Origin of the sequence: Aquamicrobium terrae (assembly GCF_040545735.1) — a bacterium.
GTDB classification, from domain to species: domain Bacteria; phylum Pseudomonadota; class Alphaproteobacteria; order Rhizobiales; family Rhizobiaceae; genus Mesorhizobium; species Mesorhizobium terrae_A.
Window position 1 is genome coordinate 486,977 of the sequence record NZ_JBEPML010000001.1, and the last position, 23,549, is coordinate 510,525.

The 23,549-nt window shown below is 63.9% G+C and carries 21 protein-coding genes, 1 tRNA gene and 1 pseudogene; 16 read left to right on the top strand and 7 right to left on the bottom strand.

The window, feature by feature from the left end; translation table 11 throughout:
* The first annotated feature begins 161 nt into the window (after positions 1-161).
* Together ABID37_RS02310 and pyrG are read left to right on the top strand one after the other, a co-directional pair.
* Positions 162-1,283 (top strand): L,D-transpeptidase, encoded by a 1,122-nt coding sequence (locus ABID37_RS02310; RefSeq protein ID WP_354192380.1) that lies wholly within the window; start codon positions 162-164, stop codon positions 1,281-1,283.
* A 135-nt stretch (positions 1,284-1,418) separates the two neighbouring features.
* Entirely contained in the window at positions 1,419-3,047 is a 1,629-nt protein-coding gene (pyrG, locus tag ABID37_RS02315) for a CTP synthase (protein ID WP_354192381.1), read from the top strand.
* Positions 3,048-3,122: 75 nt separating this feature from the next.
* Here the strand turns inward: pyrG and ABID37_RS02320 are convergent, their stop codons facing one another.
* Together ABID37_RS02320 and ABID37_RS02325 are read right to left on the bottom strand one after the other, a co-directional pair.
* Positions 3,123-4,571: a DEAD/DEAH box helicase gene (locus tag ABID37_RS02320; RefSeq protein ID WP_354192383.1), complete on the bottom strand. Its 1,449-nt coding sequence runs from the start codon at positions 4,569-4,571 to the stop codon at positions 3,123-3,125.
* 389 nt (positions 4,572-4,960) lie between these two features.
* Positions 4,961-5,800 (bottom strand): SDR family NAD(P)-dependent oxidoreductase, encoded by an 840-nt coding sequence (locus tag ABID37_RS02325; protein WP_354192385.1) that lies wholly within the window; start codon positions 5,798-5,800, stop codon positions 4,961-4,963.
* A 199-nt stretch (positions 5,801-5,999) separates the two neighbouring features.
* Between ABID37_RS02325 and ABID37_RS02330 the strand changes: the two genes are divergently transcribed.
* The 9 genes from ABID37_RS02330 to hflX all read left to right on the top strand — a co-directional run bounded on the left by ABID37_RS02330 (position 6,000) and on the right by hflX (position 13,732).
* Entirely contained in the window at positions 6,000-7,034 is a 1,035-nt protein-coding gene (locus ABID37_RS02330) for a cysteine synthase A (RefSeq protein WP_354192386.1), read from the top strand.
* Complete coding sequence (locus tag ABID37_RS02335; protein ID WP_354192459.1) at positions 7,034-7,777, top strand: alanyl-tRNA editing protein; 744 nt, start codon at positions 7,034-7,036, stop codon at positions 7,775-7,777. The genes ABID37_RS02330 and ABID37_RS02335 overlap by 1 nt, the downstream gene beginning before the upstream one ends.
* A gap of 42 nt (positions 7,778-7,819) precedes the next feature.
* Positions 7,820-8,686, top strand: a complete 867-nt coding sequence (gene sseA, locus ABID37_RS02340; protein ID WP_354192387.1) for a 3-mercaptopyruvate sulfurtransferase — start codon at positions 7,820-7,822, stop codon at positions 8,684-8,686.
* Positions 8,686-9,255 (top strand): GNAT family N-acetyltransferase, encoded by a 570-nt coding sequence (locus ABID37_RS02345; RefSeq protein WP_435521521.1) that lies wholly within the window; start codon positions 8,686-8,688, stop codon positions 9,253-9,255. Before sseA ends, ABID37_RS02345 begins: the two co-directional genes overlap by 1 nt.
* A gap of 115 nt (positions 9,256-9,370) precedes the next feature.
* The gene (locus tag ABID37_RS02350; protein ID WP_354192388.1) at positions 9,371-9,928 is read left to right on the top strand and encodes an OmpA family protein; all 558 of its coding nucleotides are present in this window, start codon (positions 9,371-9,373) and stop codon (positions 9,926-9,928) included.
* Between the two features lie 106 nt (positions 9,929-10,034).
* Complete coding sequence (gene dapB, locus ABID37_RS02355) at positions 10,035-10,844, top strand: 4-hydroxy-tetrahydrodipicolinate reductase (RefSeq protein ID WP_354192389.1); 810 nt, start codon at positions 10,035-10,037, stop codon at positions 10,842-10,844.
* 237 nt (positions 10,845-11,081) lie between these two features.
* The gene (locus ABID37_RS02360; protein ID WP_354192391.1) at positions 11,082-11,942 is read left to right on the top strand and encodes a D-amino-acid transaminase; all 861 of its coding nucleotides are present in this window, start codon (positions 11,082-11,084) and stop codon (positions 11,940-11,942) included.
* Between the two features lie 139 nt (positions 11,943-12,081).
* Complete coding sequence (gene hfq, locus ABID37_RS02365; RefSeq protein ID WP_035028646.1) at positions 12,082-12,318, top strand: RNA chaperone Hfq; 237 nt, start codon at positions 12,082-12,084, stop codon at positions 12,316-12,318.
* A gap of 10 nt (positions 12,319-12,328) precedes the next feature.
* Positions 12,329-13,732: a GTPase HflX gene (gene hflX / locus ABID37_RS02370; RefSeq protein WP_354192392.1), complete on the top strand. Its 1,404-nt coding sequence runs from the start codon at positions 12,329-12,331 to the stop codon at positions 13,730-13,732.
* Positions 13,733-13,781: 49 nt separating this feature from the next.
* Here the strand turns inward: hflX and mazG are convergent, their stop codons facing one another.
* Positions 13,782-14,606, bottom strand: a complete 825-nt coding sequence (gene mazG, locus ABID37_RS02375) for a nucleoside triphosphate pyrophosphohydrolase (RefSeq protein ID WP_354192462.1) — start codon at positions 14,604-14,606, stop codon at positions 13,782-13,784.
* A 54-nt stretch (positions 14,607-14,660) separates the two neighbouring features.
* Positions 14,661-14,945, bottom strand: a pseudogene (locus ABID37_RS02380) (GNAT family N-acetyltransferase); the annotation flags it as partial.
* 343 nt (positions 14,946-15,288) lie between these two features.
* Here ABID37_RS02380 and dusA point away from each other — a divergent pair.
* A complete protein-coding gene (gene dusA / locus ABID37_RS02385) occupies positions 15,289-16,320 on the top strand; it encodes a tRNA dihydrouridine(20/20a) synthase DusA (protein WP_354192393.1) in 1,032 nt (343 codons plus the stop codon).
* Between the two features lie 38 nt (positions 16,321-16,358).
* On the opposite strand, the gene ABID37_RS02390 is transcribed toward dusA, so the two are convergent.
* Together ABID37_RS02390 and ABID37_RS02395 are read right to left on the bottom strand one after the other, a co-directional pair.
* A tRNA-Gln gene (locus ABID37_RS02390) sits at positions 16,359-16,432 on the bottom strand.
* A gap of 157 nt (positions 16,433-16,589) precedes the next feature.
* Entirely contained in the window at positions 16,590-17,522 is a 933-nt protein-coding gene (locus ABID37_RS02395; protein ID WP_354192394.1) for a lysylphosphatidylglycerol synthase domain-containing protein, read from the bottom strand.
* A 250-nt stretch (positions 17,523-17,772) separates the two neighbouring features.
* On the opposite strand from ABID37_RS02395, the gene ABID37_RS02400 reads away from it, so the two are divergent.
* The gene (locus ABID37_RS02400; protein ID WP_435521522.1) at positions 17,773-19,179 is read left to right on the top strand and encodes a Ppx/GppA phosphatase family protein; all 1,407 of its coding nucleotides are present in this window, start codon (positions 17,773-17,775) and stop codon (positions 19,177-19,179) included.
* A complete protein-coding gene (locus ABID37_RS02405) occupies positions 19,176-19,886 on the top strand; it encodes an RlmE family RNA methyltransferase (RefSeq protein ID WP_354192397.1) in 711 nt (236 codons plus the stop codon). The genes ABID37_RS02400 and ABID37_RS02405 overlap by 4 nt, the downstream gene beginning before the upstream one ends.
* A 6-nt stretch (positions 19,887-19,892) precedes the next feature.
* Here ABID37_RS02405 and ABID37_RS02410 read toward each other — a convergent pair whose 3' ends face one another.
* Positions 19,893-21,311, bottom strand: coding sequence for an MFS transporter (locus ABID37_RS02410; RefSeq protein WP_354192399.1), 1,419 nt, complete (start codon positions 21,309-21,311; stop codon positions 19,893-19,895).
* A 268-nt stretch (positions 21,312-21,579) separates the two neighbouring features.
* Here ABID37_RS02410 and guaB point away from each other — a divergent pair, with 268 nt between their 5' ends.
* On the top strand, positions 21,580-23,082 hold the full coding sequence (gene guaB / locus ABID37_RS02415; protein ID WP_354192400.1) for an IMP dehydrogenase: 1,503 nt from the start codon (positions 21,580-21,582) through the stop codon (positions 23,080-23,082).
* A 43-nt stretch (positions 23,083-23,125) separates the two neighbouring features.
* Positions 23,126-23,548, top strand: coding sequence for an MAPEG family protein (locus ABID37_RS02420; protein ID WP_354192401.1), 423 nt, complete (start codon positions 23,126-23,128; stop codon positions 23,546-23,548).
* Position 23,549: the final 1 nt, after the last annotated feature.

Genomic DNA, 23,549 nt, shown 5'->3' on the forward strand with positions numbered 1-23,549 from the left:
CAGTTGCCGCAAATGCATTCCATCACGACGATTTGCCGGGCAAGGTGCGCGGCCGCGCTTGAGCAGGGGCCGGCCAATCGACTATAGCTACGGCGATGGCCGCCCGTTGGAGGACCGCGGGCCAGGCCGCAGGCAACAGCATTTCTGATCGGATTTTCGCCATGCAGCTTCGCAGCTTCATTTTGATGAGCCTGTGCGCCACGATGTTCGTGGGTGGCCCGGCCCATGCCGCCCCGCTTGCCGCCACCGCAGCCCCGAAGGCGCCCGCCGTGACCGATGTCGTGGAAGTGGCCGCCAAGAGCGCAAGCGCGGAACTGAGGACCTTGAAGCGGAAGAAGAAGAAGAAGCCGACCGACGAGGACCTGGCCCGCATCAAGGAACTGGAAAAACAGGTCAAGATCGAGCAGGCCGCGGCGCGCGCCAAGGCGATCGAGGCCAGGAAGCTGGCCATGCGCGAAGCTGCCAAGGCGAAGTCCGAAGCCGCCCGCAAGGAATTCCTCGAGAAGCGCAACCAGAGCAGAACGGCCCGCACCGAAAAGCCGGAACCCGCGCGTGCCATTCCGGCCAAGGCCGTCGTCCAGGCCAAGGTGGAGGAGGTTCGGGAGCCGCTGTCGGCGGATGCGTTGTCCATTGCCCGCACGGGAAACAACGGCGAGCTGCGCAGCGAATCGCGTGAGGTCCAGCAGCGCCGCGGCGGCTTGCTGACGGGCCTGTTCGGGTCCAGTTCATCTGCCGGCAGCAGCATTGCCTATCTGCCCGAAACCCGCGCCCTCGATTCGGTGCTGCAGGAGCGTCAGGCAAAGAAGAAGTTCAACGTGAAGCCGGAATTCGAGCCGCAGCAGGTGAATTTCACCGGCTATGAGGCCGGCACCATCGTCATCGACACCAGCGCGCATCGTCTCTATCTGGTCGAATCGGCGTTCACCGCGCGCCGCTACGCCATCGCCGTCGGCCGCGAGGGGCTTCAGTACAAGGGCACCACGGTCGTCGGCGACAAGCAGGAATGGCCGCGCTGGATCCCGACCAAGGAGATGCAGCAGCGCGAGCCGGCCAAGTACGGCCGTTACAAGGACGGCATGCCGGGCGGCCCCGACAACCCGCTGGGTGCGCGCGCCATCTACCTTTACGAAGGCAAGAAGGACACCTATCTGCGCATCCATGGCACCAACCAGCCGCAGACCATCGGCACCAACTCGTCGAACGGCTGCTTCCGGATGATCAACGACCATGTGATGGACCTTTACAGGCGTGTAAAGACGGGCACCAAGGTCGTCGTTCTCTGACAGTTTCCTGAAGTCTGGCGAGGGGCCGGCTCGAGCCGGCCCTTTTTGCTTGCAAAACCAAAGCCGGGAAAAAACCTTATGCGGCGGGTTTTTCCACTGGCGGAATCGTTCCGGCCGCGCTAAGCGATGGTTCCCATGGCGCGATATGTATTCATCACTGGCGGCGTGGTTTCCTCGCTTGGCAAAGGTATAGCATCTGCGGCTCTCGGAGCCCTGTTGCAGGCGCGCGGCTATCGCGCGCGCCTCAAGAAACTCGATCCCTACCTCAACGTCGATCCGGGCACGATGAGCCCGTATCAGCATGGCGAGGTGTTCGTGACCGATGACGGGGCCGAAACCGACCTCGATCTCGGCCACTACGAGCGTTTCACCGGCAGGTCCGCCAACAGGCAGGACAACATCACCACCGGGCGCATCTACCAGAACATCATCGAGAAGGAGCGCCGTGGAGATTACCTCGGCGCGACCGTGCAGGTCATTCCCCACGTCACCGACGAGATCAAGAACTTCATCCTCGACGGCAACGACGACTACGATTTCGTACTGTGCGAAATCGGCGGCACGGCGGGCGACATCGAGGCGATGCCGTTCCTCGAGGCCATCCGCCAGCTCGGCAACGATCTGCCGCGCGGGCAGGCGGTCTATGTGCACCTCACCCTGATGCCGTGGATCCCGGCGGCGGGCGAGCTGAAGACCAAGCCGACCCAGCATTCGGTGAAGGAATTGCGCGGCATCGGCATCGCTCCCGACATCCTTCTGGTGCGCGCCGACCGGCAGATCCCGAAGGAAGAACGCCGCAAGCTTTCGCTGTTCTGCAACGTGCGCGAGTCCGCCGTCATCCAAGCGCTGGACGTCGGCCACATCTACGATGTGCCGATGGCCTACCATAAGGAAGGGTTGGATTCGGAAGTTCTGGCCGCGTTCGGCATCGACCCGGCGCCGAAGCCGCGCATGGAGCGCTGGGAGGCCGTCGCGCAGCGCATCCACAACCCGGAAGGCGAGGTCACCATTGCCGTGGTGGGCAAATATACCGGCCTCAAGGACGCCTATAAGTCGCTGATCGAGGCGTTGTCGCATGGCGGGCTGGCGAACCGGGTGCGCGTCAAGCTCGAATGGATCGAGTCGGAAATCTTCGAGAAGGAAGACCCTGCGCCCTATCTCGAAAAGGTGCACGGCATTCTGGTGCCCGGCGGTTTCGGCGAGCGCGGCTCCGAGGGCAAGATCCTGGCCGCCAAGTTCGCGCGCGAGCGCAAGGTGCCTTATTTCGGCATCTGTTTCGGCATGCAGATGGCCTGCATCGAGGCCGCGCGCTCGCTGGCGGGGCTGGAGAAGGCATCCTCCACCGAGTTCGGTCCCACCAACGAGCCCGTCGTCGGCCTGATGACCGAATGGCTCAAGGGCAACATGCTCGAAAAGCGCAAGGCGAGCGGCGATCTGGGCGGCACCATGCGGCTGGGCGCTTATGAGGCAAAGCTGGAGCCCGAGTCCAAGATCGCCGCGATCTATGGCTCGTCCGACATTTCGGAGCGTCACCGCCACCGCTACGAGGTCAATATCGACTACAAGGCGCGGCTGGAGGAGTGTGGTCTGAAGTTCGCCGGCATGTCGCCGGATGGCGTGCTGCCGGAAACGGTGGAATATCCCGACCATCCGTGGTTCATCGGCGTGCAGTACCACCCGGAACTGAAGAGCCGGCCGCTTGAGCCGCATCCGCTGTTTGCCAGCTTCATCGAGGCGGCCGTGGAGCAGTCGCGGCTGGTGTAAGCTGCTGCCCAGACATCATCGGAAATGAAAACGGCGGGTTTCCCCGCCGTTTTTTGTTCAGGACTGTGCCGATGGTCAGGCAGCACGGGCAGCCGGCTTCCTCGGCCTGCGGCGGAACTTGCGCGGCTTGGCACCCTCGGGCTTGTTCTGGCCGCCGGGACGCGGGGCGCTTGCCTGTTCCGACCATTCCTGCCTGCCGCTTGGCCGGCCGCCCGCGGGCTTGGCACCTTTGGGGCCATTGCCCTGATGCTTCCTCGCGCCGGCGTTGACGTTGCGAGGCTTGCCTTGCTGGCGGCCGGATTCGTGGTCGTTCGCGGCTTCCAGCCTGCGCTCGCCGTTGGGCTGGCGCGGCTTGGGCTGCGGATCGGGTTGATCGAGATGATCGGCCAGCACCGGCAGCTTCATGCGGATGATGCGCTCGACCTGCCGCAGCTTGGCGTTCTCGGACGGATCGACCAGCGTGACGGCAACGCCGTCCTGCCCGTTGCGGCCGGTGCGGCCGATTCGGTGGACGTAGCTTTCGGCTTCGTCCGGCAGGTCGAAATTCACCACATGGCTGATGCCGGGGACGTCGATGCCGCGTGCGGCGATATCCGTCGCCACGAGGATGCGGACCGAACCGTCGCGGAAGCCGTTCAGCGCCTTCTGGCGGGCGTTCTGGCTCTTGTTGCCGTGGATGACGGCGGCCTCGAAGCCGTCGCGCTCCAGGTCGCGGGTGACACGGTCTGCGCCATGCTTGGTGCGGGCGAAGACGATGACGGAACGCATCGCCTCATCGGCCAGCATCTTCGACAGCACCTGCCGCTTCTGCTTGGTGCGGGCAAAGACCACGCTCTGCTTGATTTCGGTGGCCGTGGTGCCCTGCGGAGCGACCTCGACGCGAACCGGATCGCGCAGCAGCCCCTTGGCCAGTTCGGCGATTTCGTCCGGCATGGTTGCCGAGAACAGTGCCGTCTGCCTGGCCGGATGGGTGGCCTTGGCTATGCGCCGCACATCGTTGATGAAGCCCATGTCGAGCATGCGGTCGGCTTCGTCCAGCACCAGCCAGGTCGTCTCGGAGAGGACAAGGTCCTTTTCGCGGACGAGATCGGTCAGCCGGCCGGGCGTGGCAATGAGGAAATCGACGCCGGGTGCGATGCGCTTGACCTGGCTGTGGCGCGAGACGCCGCCAAGCACAAGGGCCGTGGAGATATGCGCGCCCTTGGCGAGCACCTTGATCGTCTCTTCGATCTGGACGGCCAGTTCGCGCGTCGGGGCCAGGATCAGCGCCCGTGCGGTCTTCGGCCGGCGCCTGGTGCCAAGCCCGATGATCTTCGACAGGATCGGAAGCGCGAAGGCCGCGGTCTTGCCGGAACCCGTCTGGGCGATGCCCAGGATGTCGCGACCTTCGATCTGGGCCGGGATGGCCTGTTCCTGGATCGGCTTCGGCTGGGTGAAGCCGGCAGCGTGGGTGGCCTTGAGCAGTTGCCCGGAAATCCCGAGCGCGGCGAAGCCGGTCAGCTCCGCATTGTTGTCATTGGTCAAAATTCGTCTTCTTTCATGCGGCCCATGGCCGCCAAAACGCGCGGCGGAGCGCAATCCGCCATCACAAAATATCGGAAACGACAAGGCGACGGATGATGACATCCGCTCGGCTGCGCTGTCGCGCCCACGGCCAGGCCATGGGGCTTTTTCATCGCCGTTCCGACTGCCGGAAAGGGAGAAAACAGACGCAACCAGTCTCATTCGTGGAGAAAGCCGGCTCAACCGGCTCAAGCGCCTATGGACCGCATATGGAGGAGAACCGCATGAAATGCAAGCTGTTTATGTTGCGATGCAATATCGCCACCGAAGCATGTCGTTCGAAATGGGAACCGGTTTCAGGACAACGACATGCATAAGAACGGCAGCGATCTGAAAGATCCCGGCGCGCTTCAGGTCTTGTCGGCTTTGGGGCGGCCCATGCGCCCGAAGCTCAGCGGTCGGGAGCGCCATCCGGTCAGCGTCGCAATCAGCCAGTGGCGAAGCGGCTGCGGCATCATGCTGGCCAGCTTCAGGCCCCACGCCAGCCGTCGCGGAAAGGCGATCTCGAACCCGCCGCGCTCGATGCCCCGGAACATGCGCCTTGCCGCGTCTTCCGGTTCCATCAATGCCGGCAGCATGGAGGCCGTTTGCTGCAGTTGCAGGAGAGGGGTGTTCACGAAGCCCGGATTCGCGACCTGGATGCGAATGTTGACCTTGTCGAGATCGTATTTCAACGCCTGCGCCATGACATTGATCGCGGCCTTGCTGGCGCCATAGGCAGCGGTCGTCGGCCAGCCGAACCAGGCGCTGATCGATCCAAGCAGCACGATATGGCCGAAACCGCGCTTCTGCATGCGGCGTGTGGCGGGCACAAGCCCGTTGACCACGCCTTGCAGGTTGACGTCGAAGGTGCGGCGGAATTTCCGTACCGAAAGGTTTTCGCCGGCGACCGGGACATAGGTGCCGGCGTTGAAAATGGCCAGCACCACCGGGCCGGCCTCGTTTTCGATGGCGGCCAGGGTGGCGTCGAGCCCGGCTTCGTCGGTCACATCACAAGGATAGGGAAGGATTCGCCCGGCGAGGTTTTCGGCTTCCGCCACCAGCGCATCGATCTCGTCGCCCTCGCGCGCGGTCACCGCCACCGTATATCCGGCACGGGCCAGCTCTTTCGTAAGTGCCCTGCCTATTCCGGAACTGCCGCCGGTGATCCAGACAGCCCCGTCCTTCGGGTTGGCCCTGTAAAGTCCCATTCGTCACCATGTTTGCACTGCAAAAGGGTCTAGCCACGTGCGGGGGAGAAAGAAAGGGGCTTGTAGCAAAGGCGGTATGCGAGGGCATAAGGTGTAGAACCATATGCTCGGGAAGGTGGACGATGCGGAAATTATATTCTTGAAAGCGAGAGGTCACCTTTTTAGGTTCGGGCCAATCCACTGGATCGAGGAAATTTCCATGCACCGCTCGGTGATCGACGCTATCGGCAATACACCCCTGATCAGGCTGCAGAGAGCCTCGGAAGAGACGGGGTGCGAAATCCTCGGCAAGGCGGAATTCATGAATCCCGGCCAGTCGGTCAAGGACCGCGCCGGATTGTTCATTATCCGCGATGCCGAAAAGCGTGGTCTGCTTCGGCCGGGCGGCGTGATCGTGGAAGGAACGGCCGGCAATACCGGCATCGGCCTTACGCTGGTCGCCAAGGCGCTGGGCTATCGCACGGTCATCGTCATCCCCGATACGCAGGCCCAGGAAAAGAAGGACGCCATCCGGGTGCTTGGCGCGGAACTCATCGAGGTCCCGGCGGTGCCTTACCGCAACCCGAACAACTATGTGAAGCTGTCGGGGCGGCTGGCCGCCCAGCTTGCGGCCAGCGAGCCCAACGGTGCGATCTGGGCCAACCAGTTCGACAATGTCGCCAATCGAGACGGTCATATCCACACCACGGCCAGGGAAATCTGGGAGCAGACCGGCGGCAAGGTGGACGGGTTCGTGTCGGCAGTCGGTTCCGGTGGCACACTGGCCGGCGTGGCCGAGGGGCTTCGCCGGAAGAGCGGGGACGTCAAGATCGCCCTGGCCGATCCTCTGGGGGCCGCCCTCTACAGCTACTACACCAGCGGCGAGTTCAAGGCCGAGGGCAATTCGATCACCGAAGGCATAGGCCAGGGCCGAATCACGGCCAATCTCGACGGTTTCACGCCGGATTTCTCCTACCAGATCCCGGACGAGGAGGCCTTGCCGATCATCTTCGACCTGATCCAGGAAGAGGGGCTTTGCGTCGGCGGCTCCACCGGCATCAATATCGCCGGCGCCATCCGCCTGGCGAAGGAACTCGGCCCCGGCCATACCATCGTGACGATCCTGTGCGACTACGGCACGCGCTATCAGTCAAAACTGTTCAATCCCGAGTTCCTGCGGGCAAAGGGCTTGCCTGTTCCGGGCTGGATGGAGAAGAAGGTGGAGATCAATGTGCCGTACGAGCAGGTGGAATGATGGAATTCAGCACGCACGCCCTCTTTCGTGACGATTCATATCTGAAGGAAGCGGAGGCCGGCGTGCTGGCGGTCAACGACCGCGGCGGGATCATCCTCGACCGCACCATCTTCTATGCCACCTCCGGCGGCCAGCCGGGCGATACCGGCCATTTCGAGCGCGCCGACGGAAGCCGGATCGACATCGCCGCAACCGTCACCGGCCAGACCAAGGATGAGATCATCCATGTTCCGGCGCCCGACCAGCCCGTCGTCGAACCGGGCGAAACGCTGAAACTCGCCATCGACTGGCCGCGCCGGCATCTGCTGATGCGCATGCACACGGCCTGCCACCTGCTGACCGTGGTCTGTCCCTATCCGATCACCGGTGCAGCGGTTTCGACGGATGATTCGCGGGTCGATTTCGACATTCCCGACGCCGGATTCACCAAGGAAGAGGCGACCGAAAGGCTGATGGAACTGGTGCGGGCGGACCATCAGGTGTTCATCCGCCAAATCAGCGAGGAGGAACTGGCCGCCAATGCGGGGCTGGTGAAGTCCAAGAATGTGCGCCCTCCGCAGGGAACCGGCCGCATCAGGCTGGTATGCATCGGCAATGAGGGCGGCGTCGACAGCCAGCCTTGCGGCGGCACGCATGTGGCCGGCACCGGCGAGATCGGTGAAATCCACATCGGCAAGATCGAGAAGAAGGGCAGGGAAAACCGGCGCTTCCGTCTCCGATTCGGGCCTTTGCCGGCAGCCTGAGCGCGTTATATAAGATTTCCGTTCCAGAGGAGGGATACGAGAATGGCCGCAGACAGCCCTTTCGTCGTGGATGCGGACTGGCTGCAGCAGCGTCTCGGCCAACCGGGCCTCTCCGTTGTCGACGCGTCCTGGTATCTGCCGGCGCATAAGCGGGACGCGCGCGGCGAATATGACGCGGCGCATATCCCCGGCGCGGTGTTTCTGGACCAGGATGCGGTTTCCGATCCGGAATCGGAACTGCCGCATACGCTGCCTTCGCCCCGGCATTTCTCCCGCTTCGTCGGCACGCTCGGCATTTCGGCCGACGACACTATCGTCGTCTATGACGGCCCCGGGTTTTTCTCGGCCCCCAGGGCGTGGTGGATGTTCCGCATCATGGGCGTCTATCAGGTCTACGTGCTCGATGGCGGTTTCGACAACTGGAAGGCGGAAGGCCGGCCGGTAACGGCGGAGCCGACGAAGATCGCTCCCTGCATCTTCCATGCGCAGTTCGATGAATCGCGCGTCGTCAGCCTCGCTGAAATGCGCCGCATCGTGGAGAACCGGGAAAGCCAGATCGCCGATGCGCGCGGCCCCGGCCGCTTTGCGGGTACGGAACCGGAGCCGCGCGCGGGCATCCGCTCCGGCCACATGCCGGGTGCGAGCAATATTCCGGTGACGGCGCTGTCGCGCGATGGAAAGCTGCTGCCTGTGCCGGAACTGCGCGAGCTGTTCGAGAATGCCGGCATCGATCTTGCCCGCCCGGTGGTCACCTCATGCGGGTCGGGGGTTACGGCGGCGGCGCTGACATTGGCGCTGGAAACCCTCGGTCATGGCGACAGCCGTCTCTATGACGGCTCCTGGACCGAATGGGGCGGCCTGACCGACACGCCGGTCGAAACCGGCAATGGCGAGCCCGCGAAGCCCTGATGTCGATGCAGGACGCCAAACCGGAGCCTATCGAGGTCACGGTCACCTTTCTCGAGATGGAGGCCCGTCCGGCCTCTTTCCCGCCGCTCCCCTACAATCGGCAGATCGCGCTGCTGAAGACCAGCAACATACCGCTGCATTTCTATCGCTACCTGACCGACAGGGTCGGGCGGAAGTGGCATTGGGTCAACACGTTGCGCAAGAGCGACGAGGAGCTTGCGGCGGCTATCCATCGCGCGGGACGCGAGGTGTGGGTGCTCTATCTCGACGGCGCGCCGGCCGGCTTCTTCGACCTCAACCGCACCGCGCCTGACGTGGTCGAACTGGCCTATTTCGGCATGATGGAGCATGCAACCGGGCAGGGGATAGGGCGCTGGTTCCTCGGCGCGGCCATCTCCGCCTGCTGGGCCATGGGACCGCGGCTTGTAACGGTGCAGACCTGCACGCTCGACCATCCGGCCGCCTTGCCGCTCTATCAGAAACTCGGCTTTCGGCCGGTAGGGCAGGCGAAAGAGTTCATCCAGCCCATGACATTTGCGGAGCGTTCTGCCAGCGTGATGTGCGGATGAACATTGCATGGGCGTTTTCTGAACGTGCCGTTCATGCTCGCTTCAGCCGGCGAAGCTAAAAGTCTCCTCACGCCTCGGGCAGGATGAACGGGGCAAGTGATCCAAGGAGAAGACAATGCTCGATCGCCGCAGCTTCGCAACCGCCCTGATCGCCGCCGTGGTCATGCCCGGGGCCGCCTTCGCACAGGCGCAGACGCCCTCGGCCGCGACCATCGAGCGCCAGTTGCAGAGCGCGCCGCGCATGAAGCTCAACCCCAACCAGCGGGTGACGGTGCGCGAATTCAAGCGCCGGCTGGATCTGCGCCGCGCGGCGCCCTCCATCGACATCCAGTCGATCAATTTCGAGTTCGCATCCGCCGAGATCGCGCCCTCGCAATATCGCAAGGTCGAGAACATCGCCGATGCGCTGAACCGCATCCTGCGCCGCGATCGTCGCGCTCAGGTGCTGATCGAGGGCCATACCGATGCGGTCGGTTCGGCCCAGTCCAACCAGGTGCTTTCGGAGCGCCGCGCGGAATCGCTCAAGCGGGTTCTGGTGCGTCAGTTCGGCGTTCCGTCCCGTGCGCTGGAAACCGTCGGCTATGGCGAGGAATTCCTGCTGGTTCCGACTCCGAACGAGAACTGGCGCAACCGTCGTGTCACCTTGCGCCGCATCGACAGCTTCATTCGCTAGCTGTTGCTTGCCGCCGAGGCGGCCTCCGCTCCCCCTTTCGTGACAAGGCCCGGCTTGACGTGCCGGGCCTTCGGCGTGTCTTCTTCGATAAAAGGAAGGAGATGCGATGACGATCAAGGTGGTCATGGCCGGTGCGACCGGCTGGGTCGGAAAGGCGCTGGTTCCTGTGATCCTGGCCGAGGAGGACCTGCTTCTGGCCGGTGCGGTGTCGCGCAAGGCCGCCGGGCAGGATGCCGGCCATGCGGCAGGCCTGTCGATGACGACGGGCGTTACGGTTTCTCCCACGCTGGAAGACGCCCTGACTACGCCCTCGGATGTGGTCGTCGATTACACCAAGCCCGATATCGTCAAGGCCAACACCCTTCTTGCGATCTCGAAGGGCCGGCATGTGGTGATCGGCACCTCCGGGCTTGGCGCGGATGATTATGCCGAGATCGATGCCGCCGCCCGTGCCAGGGGCGTCGGCGTCCTTGCCGCCGGCAATTTCTCGATCACCGCCACGCTGCTCAAACGCTTCGCCCTGATGGCCGCGAAATATGTGCCCGATGTCGAGGTCATCGACTATGCGAGCGCACGCAAGCCCGACGCGCCGTCCGGCACGGCGCGCGAACTCGCCGAGCGCCTTGCCGAGGTTCGCCGGCCGGCCACCAGCCTGCCGCAATCGCAGGTGTCCGGTGTGCCGGCGACCCGCGGGGCACCCGTAGGGCAGGGGGAAGGCGTCCAGGTTCACGCCCTTCGGATGCCGTCCTACATCCTGTCTTGCGAGGCCATATTCGGCTTGCCGGACGAGCGGCTGACGATCCGTCATGATGCCGGCTCGTCCGCCGCGCCCTATGTCGCCGGAACCTTGCTGGCCATTCGCCGCGTCGGCTCCATGAAGGGGCTGGTGCGCGGCCTAGATGAACTGATGGAATAAGCCACAGGTGGCGTTAACCCTTTGTTAACCACGTCGGGCGCACTCTGTCTGCAACTGTCGTATTGTCGTTACATTGCCTCTCTATAAGGCAGGTGTCGACAAGGTGGCTGACCGCGGATGTACCGGCAGCGACTGCGACAGACGAGGAAGCGGAGCACTTGCTCCGCTTTTTTGTTTGTTGCATAGCGGCGGGCGGGGAATCGCATAAGGTGCCCCTGTTTTTTTCAGGAATCCGCCATGCCGCGCATCGCTTATGTCAACGGGCGTTACGTCGCCCATCGGGACGCCACGGTTCACATCGAGGATCGGGGCTATCAGTTCGCAGACGGTGTCTACGAGGTCTGTGAAGTCGCGCGTGGGTTCATCGTCGATTCCAAACGCCATCTGGACCGGCTGGATCGGTCGCTTTCGGAACTGGCCATCGATTGGCCGATACACCGTTCGGCGCTGATGACGGTGATGCGCGAGGTGATTCGCCGCAACCGCGTGCATGACGGGCTGGTCTATCTGCAGGTCACGCGCGGCGTTGCGCCGCGTGACCATCCTTTTCCCGTGGGTGTGCGGCCATCGCTCGTCATAACGGCGAAGAAGACCAACCCTGATGCGCTCCGGCACAAGGCCGAAGCCGGCGTCAAGGTCATCACCGTACCGGAAAACCGCTGGGATCGCGTCGACATCAAGACAGTCGGCCTCCTGCCCAACGTTCTTGCCAAGCAGAAGGCCAAGGAAGCCGGCGCCTACGAGGCCTGGTTCGTCGACCCCGACGGAACGGTCAAGGAAGGGGCCTCCACCAATGCCTGGATCGTGACGAAAGACGGCGTTCTCGTGACCCGCCCCGCCGACCATGGCATCCTGCGCGGGATCACGCGGGCGACGCTGTTCGACGTGGCGGCCAGCCTTGGCCTGCGCGTCGAGGAGCGGGCCTTCAGCGTCGAGGAAGCCCTGGCGGCGCGCGAGGCTTTCCTGTCCTCCGCCACCACGCTGGCAACGCCGATCGTTGCCATTGACGGTCATCCCGTGGCCAATGGCCATCCCGGTTCGGTAGCACTTTCGTTGCGCCAGGCCTTTTTTGAGATTGCGGAAAAAAGTCCGGCCTGATAACCGCTGGGTGTAAACAATAGTAAATCTCGTCCTGCTTGCGTTGTTGCAGGCAGGGTTGTTTGTGGACTGGACACGCCCATATGGAGCGGCGTATTGGCAGGCAGACAAAAAGGGATCCGGCGGGAAGATAAGAAAAATGGCCGAACGCTCGCAAAATCTTCAGGACCTTTTCCTGAACTCGGTTCGTAAAAGCAAAAACCCCCTCACCATATTCCTCATCAACGGCGTGAAACTGACCGGTGTCGTGACGTCGTTCGACAATTTCTGCGTCCTGCTGCGCCGCGACGGGCATTCCCAGCTCGTCTACAAGCATGCCATCTCCACGATCATGCCGAGCCAGCCGGTGCAGATGTTCGAGGCCGAGGAAGGCTAAGGACACCTGATTGGCACGCAACCGCGACGCGGCTGACAAGTCCGGAAAGCAACCCGACAAGGCTGCCGACGAGGCAAGGGCCGCGCCGACGCGCGCGGTTGTCGTCGTGCCGGTCCTGACGCGCCCTACCAGCGCCGACGAGACGGCCCGGCCGCGCCTGACGCGTTCGCCCGCCGCCCGCCATGACGAGGCCGTGGGCCTGACCCGCGCCATCGATCTCGACCCCGTGCACAGCCTGGTGGTGACGGTGAACGATCCGCGGCCCGGAACGCTTTTGGGCACCGGCAAGGTGGCCGAGATCGCCGATCTCGTGAAGGACAGCGAAGCGGAGCTGGTGATCGTCGATCATCCGCTGACGCCTGTGCAGCAGCGCAATCTCGAGAAGGAAATGAACGTCAAGGTGCTTGACCGCACCGGGCTCATCCTCGAGATTTTCGGCGAGCGCGCCCGCACGAAGGAAGGCACCTTGCAGGTTGAGCTTGCCCATCTGAACTACCAGAAGGGCCGGCTGGTGCGGAGCTGGACCCACCTCGAACGCCAGCGCGGCGGCGCGGGCTTCCTCGGAGGCCCCGGCGAAACCCAGATCGAAGCCGACCGGCGCATCCTTCAGGACAAGATCGTCAAGCTGAAGCGCGAGCTGGAAACGGTGCGTCGCACGCGCGATCTGCACCGGGCCAAGCGCAAGAAGGTACCGTTCCCGGTCGTGGCCATCGTCGGCTACACCAATGCCGGCAAGTCCACCCTGTTCAACCGGCTGACCGGGGCAGGGGTGCTGGCCGAGGACATGCTGTTCGCCACGCTGGATCCGACCTTGCGCCGCCTGCGCCTGCCGCATGGCACGCCGGTGATCCTCTCCGACACCGTCGGCTTCATCTCCGACCTGCCCACCCATCTGGTCGCGGCCTTCCGCGCCACGCTGGAGGAGGTGGTGGAGGCCGATCTGGTGCTGCATCTGCGCGACATCTCCGATCCGGATACCGCTGCGCAGGCCGAGGACGTCGAGCGGATTCTGGGGGATCTCGGCGTCGATGCGAGCGACGACCGCCGCGTCATCGAGGTGTGGAACAAGGTCGACCTGCTGGACGAGGCCAACCGCGAACGGCTTCTGGTCGAGGCACAGCACGACCGGCGCCACAGCCCCGTTGCCATTTCCGCCGTGACCGGTGAAGGGCTCGACCGCCTGCTGCAAGCCATCGAGGCCCATGTTTCCGGCGAACTGGCGGAAATGACCGTCACCCTCGCGCCGGATCAGCTCGGGCTTCTCGACTGGCTCTATCGAAACGGCGACGTCGTTTCGCGCGCGGACAATGAGGATGGCAGCCTTTCGCTTGTGGTGAACGCGACCGAGAGCGCGCGCGAGGAAATCCGCAACCGGCTGCGGATCGGCAAGGACAAGCCCTCGGCGGAAGCGTAACGCGCCTTTGGAGCGTGGAAAGTCGGTTCCCGGTTTCCGGCCTGAATCTCTAAACCTTGCCCTTGGCCTGCTGCCAAAGTTCTTCCATCTCGTCCAGCGTGGCGGCTTCCAGCGATTGCCCCTGTTCCTCAAGCACCCGCTCTATGTGATGGAAACGGTTGCGGAATTTTTCGTTCGTTCCGGCAAGCGCTGCTTCCGAATCGAGGCCCAGATGGCGGCCGAGGTTGACGAGGGCAAACAGCATGTCGCCGAATTCGTCCTTGATCGCATCCGTCTCGCCCTTTGCAATCGCTTCGCGCAGTTCGCCGGTCTCCTCCTCGATCTTGTCGAGGATCGGCCCGGCCTCGCCCCAATCGAAACCGACGCGCGCGGCTTTTTGCTGAAGCTTGAGGGCGCGGGTCAATGCGGGCAGGGCAAGCGGTACGCTGTCCAGAAAACCCTTGCCGTTGTCCTCGGGGTCCCGGCCGCGCGCCAGCCGCGCAGCGCGCTTTTCCGCTTTCTCCTCGGCCTTGATTTTCTCCCACATGCCCTTCGCCATGCCGGCGCTACGGGCCTTGTCGTCGCCGAACACATGCGGGTGGCGACGGATCATCTTGGTGGTGATGGCTTCCACCACATCCGGGAAGGCGAACTCGCCTTCTTCCTCGGCCATGCGGGCATGGTAGACGACCTGTAGAAGCAGATCGCCAAGCTCCTCGCGCAGATCGTCGAAATCACCGCGCTGGATCGCGTCGGCCACCTCATAGGCCTCTTCGATCGTATAGGGCGCGATGGTCGAGAAATTCTGCTCAACATCCCAGGGGCAGCCGCCGACCGGGGCGCGCAGCGCCGCCATGATCTCGATGAGCCGCGAAATATCCCGCGATGGTGTCAGGGACGGTATCGCCTTGCCGGTATCCAATTTACGGGCGAAATAGCGCACGGTCTTGGCGCCGCCATGAATGGCGGCTTCACCGACCTCCCGAAAGCCCAACCGTTCATGGAAGGCGTCGGAAGCGGGGTTCGGCGGTTCGGCATTCACCTCGCAGACGACCGTGTCGTGGCCGGCCCTGGCCGCGCGCTCGAACAGGTTCTCGTAAAGCCGCCTGGCATGGCCGCGCCCCCTGGCCCTTTCGTCCACGACGACACGATCCACATAGACGAAGCGCGGATAGCGCTGGCGGAACCAGAGGAAATTCGGGCTGTCATAGTCAGCATCCTGATCGAAGGTCATCAGGAAGGCTTCCGCCTCGCCGATGCGGCGGGCGTGGAAGGCCTGATCAAGCAGGAAGGACAGGCGCTTGGGCTCCAGCCAGGACAGTTCCTCGGCGTGCAGATTGTTGAGCTTCAGGATGGCCGCCTCGTCCTTTTCTGTCACGGGTTCGATGGGCGGCAGCGGCTGACTGGACACGATGGTTCATCCTTCTGGGAAAGCGCCCCCACGGTTAACACTGTGGCACCGGATGCAAAAGCGCATTCCGATTCAAACCGGCAGGCCCTTGCGATTGGTGCTCGCACGACGCTATGCACACCCCATATAGGGCTGGCGATCACGGCAACAGGACAGACGAAAAGACGTGGCAAAACCGCACGCAGAACCAAGGCTTGACTACCACGCCGCAGACGGGCGGCCGACGGTGTCTGTCGCCCCCATGATGGACTGGACGGACCGGCATTGCCGTTTCCTCCATCGCCAGCTTTCGCGAAAAGCCTTGCTCTACACCGAGATGGTGGTCGCCGATGCCGTCATCCATGGTGCGCGAGACCGTTTGCTCGGCTTCGATGCGGCGGAACATCCGGTCGCCTTGCAGCTAGGCGGCTCCGACCCGCAAAAACTGGCCGACGCAGCGCGTATCGGTGCCGATTTCGGGTATGACGAGATCAACCTCAATGTCGGCTGCCCCTCGGACCGGGTTCAGAGCGGCACCTTTGGTGCCTGCCTGATGCAAACCCCGCAACTCGTGGCTGATTGCGTCGCCGCCATGAAAGCCGCTGTGACGATCCCCGTGACCGTCAAGTGCCGGATCGGCATCGATGACCAGGACCCCGAAACAGCGCTGGACGACCTGTCGGACAAGGTGTTCGCGGCAGGCGTCGACGGACTTTGGGTGCATGCCCGCAAGGCCTGGCTGAAGGGCCTGAGTCCTAAGGAAAATCGGGACATTCCGCCCCTCGACTATGATCGCGTCTATCGGCTCAAGCAGAAAAACGGCAGCCGTTTCATAGGGATAAATGGCGGTATTCAGACTCTGTATGAATCGGAAAACCACCTGAAATCGGTGGATGGGGTCATGCTCGGCCGCGCCGCATATCACACACCCGGCATCCTCATCGGCGTCGATATCCTGCTGGACGGCAAACCTGCCGACGCGTTCGATTTCGAGACCCTGATCGAAACCATGAGCGACTATGCGGCTCGCCACATCGCCCAAGGCGGGCGGCTGGGGCACATCACCCGGCACATGGTCGGCCTGTTCCACGGCCTGCCCGGAGCACGGCGCTGGCGGCAAGTCCTCTCCACCGAAGCGATGCAGCCGGGGGCCGATCCTCAGGTGCTGCGCGATGCCTTCGCGGAAGTCGAACTTCCGGTAAAAGAGCAGGCGGCCTGACGAGCCGTTTAAATCTCGGATATTCTGGTAGACGAGTTTGGCTGGGGAACCTGGATTCGAACCAGGACTAACGGAGTCAGAGTCCGCGGGTCTACCGTTAACCTATTCCCCAGCAACGCATCGGATGCGATGCCTGTATGCCTGCGGCAAGGGCTCTTTCGATCCCTTGCGAAGCGCGGCGGTAGGGCGCGCCCGGCAAGTGGCTGCGTTTTAATCGCCGCATTGAATTAGTCAACCCCGCCCGTGATTTCAATTGCAGGATTGTGGATTCAGATGTCGCTGCGGCGCAGTTGCGCGCGTTCGAAGAGCAAGACCACGCCGAGGCTGATCACCAGCGGCACGATCAGGTAGAACAGGCGGAAGACGAGCAGGGCGGCCAGCACGTCCACCGGCTCCATATCCGGCAATCCGGCCAGGAACACCACTTCCAGCACGCCCAGGCCGCCGGGCGCATGGGAGATCTGCGCGACGGAGAAGGAGACCAGGAACACGCCGAGCACCACCAGATAGCCAGGATTGCCCGCAGCCGGCAGCGCGAAATAGATGATCGCCCCGGCTGCGAACAGTTCCAGCGGCCCGATGATGAGCTGGCGTGCGACGATGGGCAGACGAGGATAGTGAATTTGGAAAGAGCCGATTCGCAGCGGCCGCAAATGCAGCCACGAGCCGAAAACATAGGCAAAGATGGGCACGAGCAGGATAATGCCGGTGGCGCTGGAGAATTCCCGAAAACCGATGCTCGAAAAGCGGTCCAGCAGCCCCGGCACCAGAATCAGCACCACAGCGGCCACCGCTATGGTCGACAGCACGAAGGTGAACCAGCAGATGGCGACCAGCACGCCGACTTCGTGTCCAGTCAGCCCCTTGGTGACATAGGCGCGGTAGCGGATCACCGCGCCCGAGAACACCGAGCCGCCGATATTGTGCGACAAGGCATAGGTGGTGAAGGAGCACAGGGTGACGAACGGCCACGACACCCGCTTGCCGATATGCAGGAGGGCGATGTGATCGTAGCCGGCCAGCGCGCCATAGGCCACAACGGCGCAAAGTGCGGAAAGAGCCCAGCGGCCGGGAGGTATAGCGACAAGGCTGTCCCAAACATCGTCGAGGGAGATGCCGCGCAGTTCATCGAGCAGGAGCCAGGCCGAGAAGGCGACGGCGGCCATGCCGACGGCAGGCCAGAAATAGCGTTTCCAGTTCATGCGCGACCTGTCATGCGCGGCGAGTACCTCCACGAAGTGGGTTGACAGGGACGTGCGGTCGCCGGCCCCCCGGAGAATCCGAAATTCAGGAATGCCTCATCAATGTGGCGGCTTCAACCTTTCGCCGCCGACAAAATGCATTCGGGGGATTCTTTTGCCGCTTTGCTCTTGGTGAAAGCGGGCACCGCTGCTAATCTTTCCTCAACTTGAAATGTGAGCGCCTGCAGCGTCCGGTCTATCGGTTCGCGCGGTGCCGGAAGGAACGACCGTGAAAGACCGCGACGCCGGCGCAGATGCGCCGGGGGTTGGCGGGTCCGGGGATTCGGCAGCGCTTGGTGGAGCGTCTGCTGCCCGTGGTGGTGGCCGTCATAACGGCGCCCCGGCAGACCTGTCCGCTACGGGACAGGCAGGACCCGCAGCCCACAACGGAAAGCCCAGGAAACGCCGCAAGCGCCGTCGCGGACGCAAGGTTTATGTGCGTGACGGACAGGCCGGGTCGCAGCCACCGCAGCCGGAAAAGGTTTCCCAGCCGCCGAAGGGCCCGCAGGCGGACACCAGCCGGCAGCCATCGATTCGGCAGGAGCGCGAGCGGACCGGGCAAGCCAGGCAATCTCCCAATGGAAACGTGGCGCGCAGGGCCTCGGACGACCTGCCGATCTTTGCCGCGCTCGATCTCGGCACCAACAATTGCCGCCTGCTCGTCGCCATCCCGACCCGCTACGGCCAGTTCCGTGTCATCGATGCCTTCTCGCGCATCGTGCGCCTCGGCGAGGGGCTGACAGCGAGCGGCCGTCTGGCCGATGCGGCCATGGACAGGGCCGTGGAAGCGCTCAAGGTCTGCGGCGACAAGCTGCGCAGCCGCAATGTCCGGCGCGCGCGCCTCATCGCCACGGAAGCCTGCCGCTCGGCCGAAAACGGCGCCGAATTCCTGGAAAGGGTGGAGCGCGAAGCCGGGCTGAAGCTGGAGATCATCGACCGCCAGACCGAGGCCCGTCTCGCCGTTTCCGGCTGCGGGTCGCTGGTGGAGCGGGAAACGCAGGGCGTCGTGCTGTTCGACATCGGTGGCGGCTCGTCGGAGATCGCATTGATCGACCTCAGCCGCGGGCGGCGCTCACAGCGGCTCGCCAATCATATCGTGTCGTGGACCTCGCTGCCGGTCGGCGTCGTTTCGCTGGCCGAGCGTTTCGGCGGCCGCGTCGTCACGCCGGACTCCTTCGCCGCCATGGTCGATGACGTGGCCGAAAGGCTTTCGTCCTTCGAGGGCAGGGACCGGCTCGACCATGTGCTGGAAAGCCCCGGCTTCCATCTGCTTGGCACCTCCGGCACCGTCACCACGCTGGCAGGCGTGCATCTCGACCTGCCGCGCTACGACCGGCGCCGGGTGGACGGGCTGTGGATGGACCGCGACAGCGTCGACCGCATGATCGAGAAACTGCTCGGCTGGGATTTCCAGCGGCGCGTCGCCAATCCCTGCATCGGTGCCGACCGGGCGGATCTGGTGCTGGCCGGTTGCGCGATATTGGAGGCGATCCGGGCAGTATGGCCTTCGCAGAGACTGCGCGTGGCCGACAGAGGCCTGCGCGAGGGCATATTGAGCGAACTGATGGCGGATGCCGGCGTGTGGCGCCACACGCGACGCGACGGGGCGAGGCGATGACGAGAAAACCGGAAAAGCCGGGGGCGGGCGCTTCCCGGGTGCTGCGCACGAAGATCAAGAAGAAGAGCGGCCTGAAGGAATCGTCGCGCCGCTGGCTCGAGCGGCACATGAACGACCCCTATGTGCAGCGTTCCAAGGCGGACGGCTATCGCTCCCGCGCCGCCTACAAGCTGATCGAGATCGACGACAAGCACAAGCTGCTCAAGCCAGGCATGCGCATCATCGATCTGGGCGCGGCGCCGGGCGGCTGGTGCCAGGTGGCGGCCGCGCGCGTGAAATCGGACGACAAGGCTCCCAGCGTCGTCGGCATCGATTATCTGGAGATGGATGCCGTGCCCGGCGCTTCCATCCTGCAGATGGATTTTCTCGACGACGATGCGCCGGCCCGGTTGGTCGAGGCATTGGGCGGGGAGCCGGATGTGGTGCTGTCCGACATGGCGGCGCCCACCACGGGGCACCGGCGCACCGACCATCTGCGCACCATGCATCTGTGCGAGGTGGCGGCCGATTTCGCCATGTCCGTGCTGCGGCCCGGCGGCCATTTCCTGACCAAGACGTTCCAGGGCGGCACCGAAGCCGCGCTGCTCGATGCGCTGAAAAGGAACTTCCGCACGGTGCATCACGTCAAGCCGCCGGCTTCGCGCGACGAGTCGGTGGAGCTTTATCTGCTTGCCAAGGACTTTCGCGGCAGGTCGCAGGAGAACTGAAAAGCTTCAGCGACCGGTCGAGGCGGCTGTCCCGGTGCCGTTGGCGACGACCCTCTTGTGGCCGGACACCGAATTGCCGGCATCGGGCGCCAATCGGATGAACCAGATCGCAGCGGTCGCCGACACCAGCGCCACCAGGAAGAAGGCGGTGTGGAAATCGGAGAGCGTCGGCGGTCCGAGATGGCGACTGGCCAGCACTTCGAGGATGCCGCCGGCCAAGGCCACGCCGAGCGCGATGTTGAGCTGCTGCGCGACGGCGACGATCGGCGTCGCCTTGCTGATGTCTTGCGGCGTGATCTCGGCATAGGCGAGCGCATTGATGCCTGTGAAGAACATCGAGCGGATGAAGCCACCCACGAGGATTATGGCGATCATGACGATGTAGGGCGTCTGCGGGGTGAAGAAGCCGTTGACGGCGATGGTGCCGGCGGCGATCAGCGAGCCGCTGATGAGCACGGGGCGGAAACCGAACCGGCGGAATACCCGGGTAGCCATGAATTTCATGCCTATGGCCCCGATTGCTGTGACGAAGGTGATCATACCCGACTGGAAGGGCGTCAGGCCGAAGGCAAGCTGGAACATCAACGGCAACAGGAACGGCACAGCGCCGATGCCGATGCGGAACATGCCGCCGCCGATCACCGCCGCGCGGAACACGGGGTTGCTGAGCAGATCGAGCGCCAGCAGCGGATTGGCGGCGCGCCGCGCATGGATGAGATAGAGCACGCCGCAAATGCTGCCGACCGCGATGGTGATGAAACCGGCAGCCGGTGGCAGTACCGGCAGCGAAATCACCGACAGGCCGAGGATCACCCCCGAGGCGGCCACGCCGCTGAGCACGAAGCCGACCATATCCAGCGGCGGCGTCTGTATTTTCTCGGTACCGGGAAGGAAGCGGGTCGCCAACGCGATGCCGACCAGGCCGATGGGCACGTTGATGAGGAAAATCCAGTGCCAGGAGAAATAGGTGGTGATGAAGCCGCCCACGGGCGGGCCGATGAGCGGACCGACGAGGGCCGGCACCGTCAGCCACGACATGGCTGCTACCAGATCGCTCTTGGGCGTGGAGCGGACCAACAGCAATCGGCCGACCGGCGTCATCATCGCGCCGCCGATGCCCTGCAAGGCGCGCGAGACGACGAAGGCGCCGAGTGAGCCGGAAAGGGCGCAGGCGATGGAGCCGGCGACGAACACCGCGATCGCCGCCCGGAATACGTTCTTGGCGCCGAAGCGGTCGGCCATCCAGCCGCTGATGGGGATGAAGATCGCCAACGATGCCAGATAGGCGGTCAGCGCCAGCTTCAGCGCGATCGGGCTTGTCTGAATATCGGCCGCGATCGCCGGCAGCGAGGTGGCGATCACCGTCGAATCCATGTTTTCCATGAACAGGGCGACCGCGAGGATGAGCGGGATGATACGGTTCACGGGGGTCGATCCGAATGCGAAAGATGCAACCTGGCCGGCCGGAGTCGGTCGTTGGGGAGGTCGGTTAACATGACGGACCCGCCCTGTCGCGTTAATTTCGCGTCACATTTCCACGATCCGGCACGGGTAGAAACGAATCATCTGCGCCAGTCCTGCTTTCCATCGGCCGGAAGACGTGTTAGCAGCCAGCGTCATTCCTGAAAGGGAAAAGTCGAGTCGGCGTGGTCCATGCGGGTTCCGCGCCTTTCACGCATTCCGGGAAATGGCCATGGCAAAAATCATCGAAACGTCCACCGGCGCGTTGGCGCTCACCTTTGACGACGTGCTGCTTCAGCCGGGTCATTCCGAAGTGATGCCCGGCGAAGTTGATATCTCGACGCGAATTGCCGGCGATATCGACTTGAATTTGCCCATTCTTTCCGCCGCGATGGATACGGTTACGGAGTCGCGGCTGGCCATCGCCATGGCGCAGGCCGGCGGCATCGGCGTCATTCACCGCAACCTGACGCCGGTCGAACAGGCCGAGCAGGTTCGGCAGGTCAAGAAGTTCGAGTCCGGCATGGTCATCAACCCGGTCACCATCGGCCCGGATGCGACGCTGGCGGATGCGCTGGCACTGATGAGCGCCCATGGCATTTCCGGCATTCCGGTGGTGGAGAACGGCGGCACCGGCGGCCACACGGCCGGACGGCTGGTCGGCATTCTCACCAACCGCGACGTGCGCTTTGCCTCCGATCCCGGCCAGCGCGTCTATGAATTGATGACGCGCGAGAACCTCATCACCGTCAAGGAGAATGTCGACCAGGACGAGGCCAAGCGGCTTCTCCACCAGAACCGTATCGAAAAGCTGGTGGTGATCGACAACAAGGGCATCTGCGTCGGGCTGATCACGGTCAAGGATATCGAGAAGTCGCAGCTCAACCCCAATGCTTCCAAGGATGCGCAGGGCAGGTTGCGCGTGGCGGCGGCCACCAGCGTCGGCGATGACGGGTTCGAGCGCGCCGAACGCCTGATCGATGCCGGTGTCGACCTTCTGGTCATCGATACCGCCCACGGCCACTCGCAGCGGGTGCTGGACGCGGTTACCCGCGCCAAGAAATTGTCCAATGAAGTGCGCATCATGGCCGGCAACGTGGCCACCGCCGACGGCACCCAGGCACTCATCGACGCGGGCGCTGACGCGGTGAAGGTCGGCATCGGGCCGGGCTCGATCTGCACGACCCGCATCGTGGCGGGCGTCGGCGTGCCGCAGCTCTCGGCAATCATGGCCGCCGTCGAGGTCGGGCAGAAGGCAGGAGTCTCGATCATCGCGGATGGCGGCATCAAGTTCTCCGGCGATCTCGCCAAGGCGCTGGCTGCCGGCGCGACGGCCGCCATGGTCGGTTCGCTGCTGGCCGGCACGGAGGAAAGCCCCGGCGAGGTCTATCTGCATCAGGGCCGCTCCTTCAAGGCCTATCGCGGCATGGGTTCGGTAGGCGCCATGGCGCGCGGCTCGGCCGACCGCTATTTCCAGGCCGAGGTGCGCGACACGCTGAAGCTGGTGCCCGAAGGCATCGAGGGGCAGGTGCCCTACAAGGGGCCGGTCGCCGGCGTGCTGCATCAGCTCGCAGGTGGCCTCAAGGCCTCCATGGGCTATGTGGGCGGCCGCGATCTTGCCGAATTCCGTGAACGCGCTACCTTCGTGCGCATCTCGAATGCCGGCCTGCGCGAAAGCCATGCCCACAACGTGACCATTACCCGCGAGAGCCCCAACTATCCGGGTTCTGTCTGAGGCATAGTAGCCAGTTGCGGTCGGCGATCATGAAGGAGACTGCATGAACCCGACCGCGATGCTGTGGCCCATGGTGGCGCATTTCGTGCTGGTCGCGGCGCTTTACGCGCTGCTCGGCCTGCGCCGCCGGCAGGCTGTCCAGTCCGGAAAGGTTCGCCCGAGCCAGTGGAAGCTGCGCTCCAACGGCGAGCCGGAAATCAGCGCCACGGTTTCGAACAACATCATGAACCAGTTCGAGCTGCCGGTTCTCTTCCATGTCGTGTGCCTGGCGCTTTACGTGACGGCCGGCGTGTCATGGATTGCCGTGATCCTGGCGTGGCTGTTCGTGGCGCTGCGTTATGTGCATGCCTTCGAGCATGTCACCAGCAATCGCCCGCCGCTTCGGGGCATGATTTTCGGGGCCGGTTTCCTGGTGCTGGTCCTGATGTGGGGCTGCTTCGCCCTGCATCTGGCCGGGCTCGCCTGAC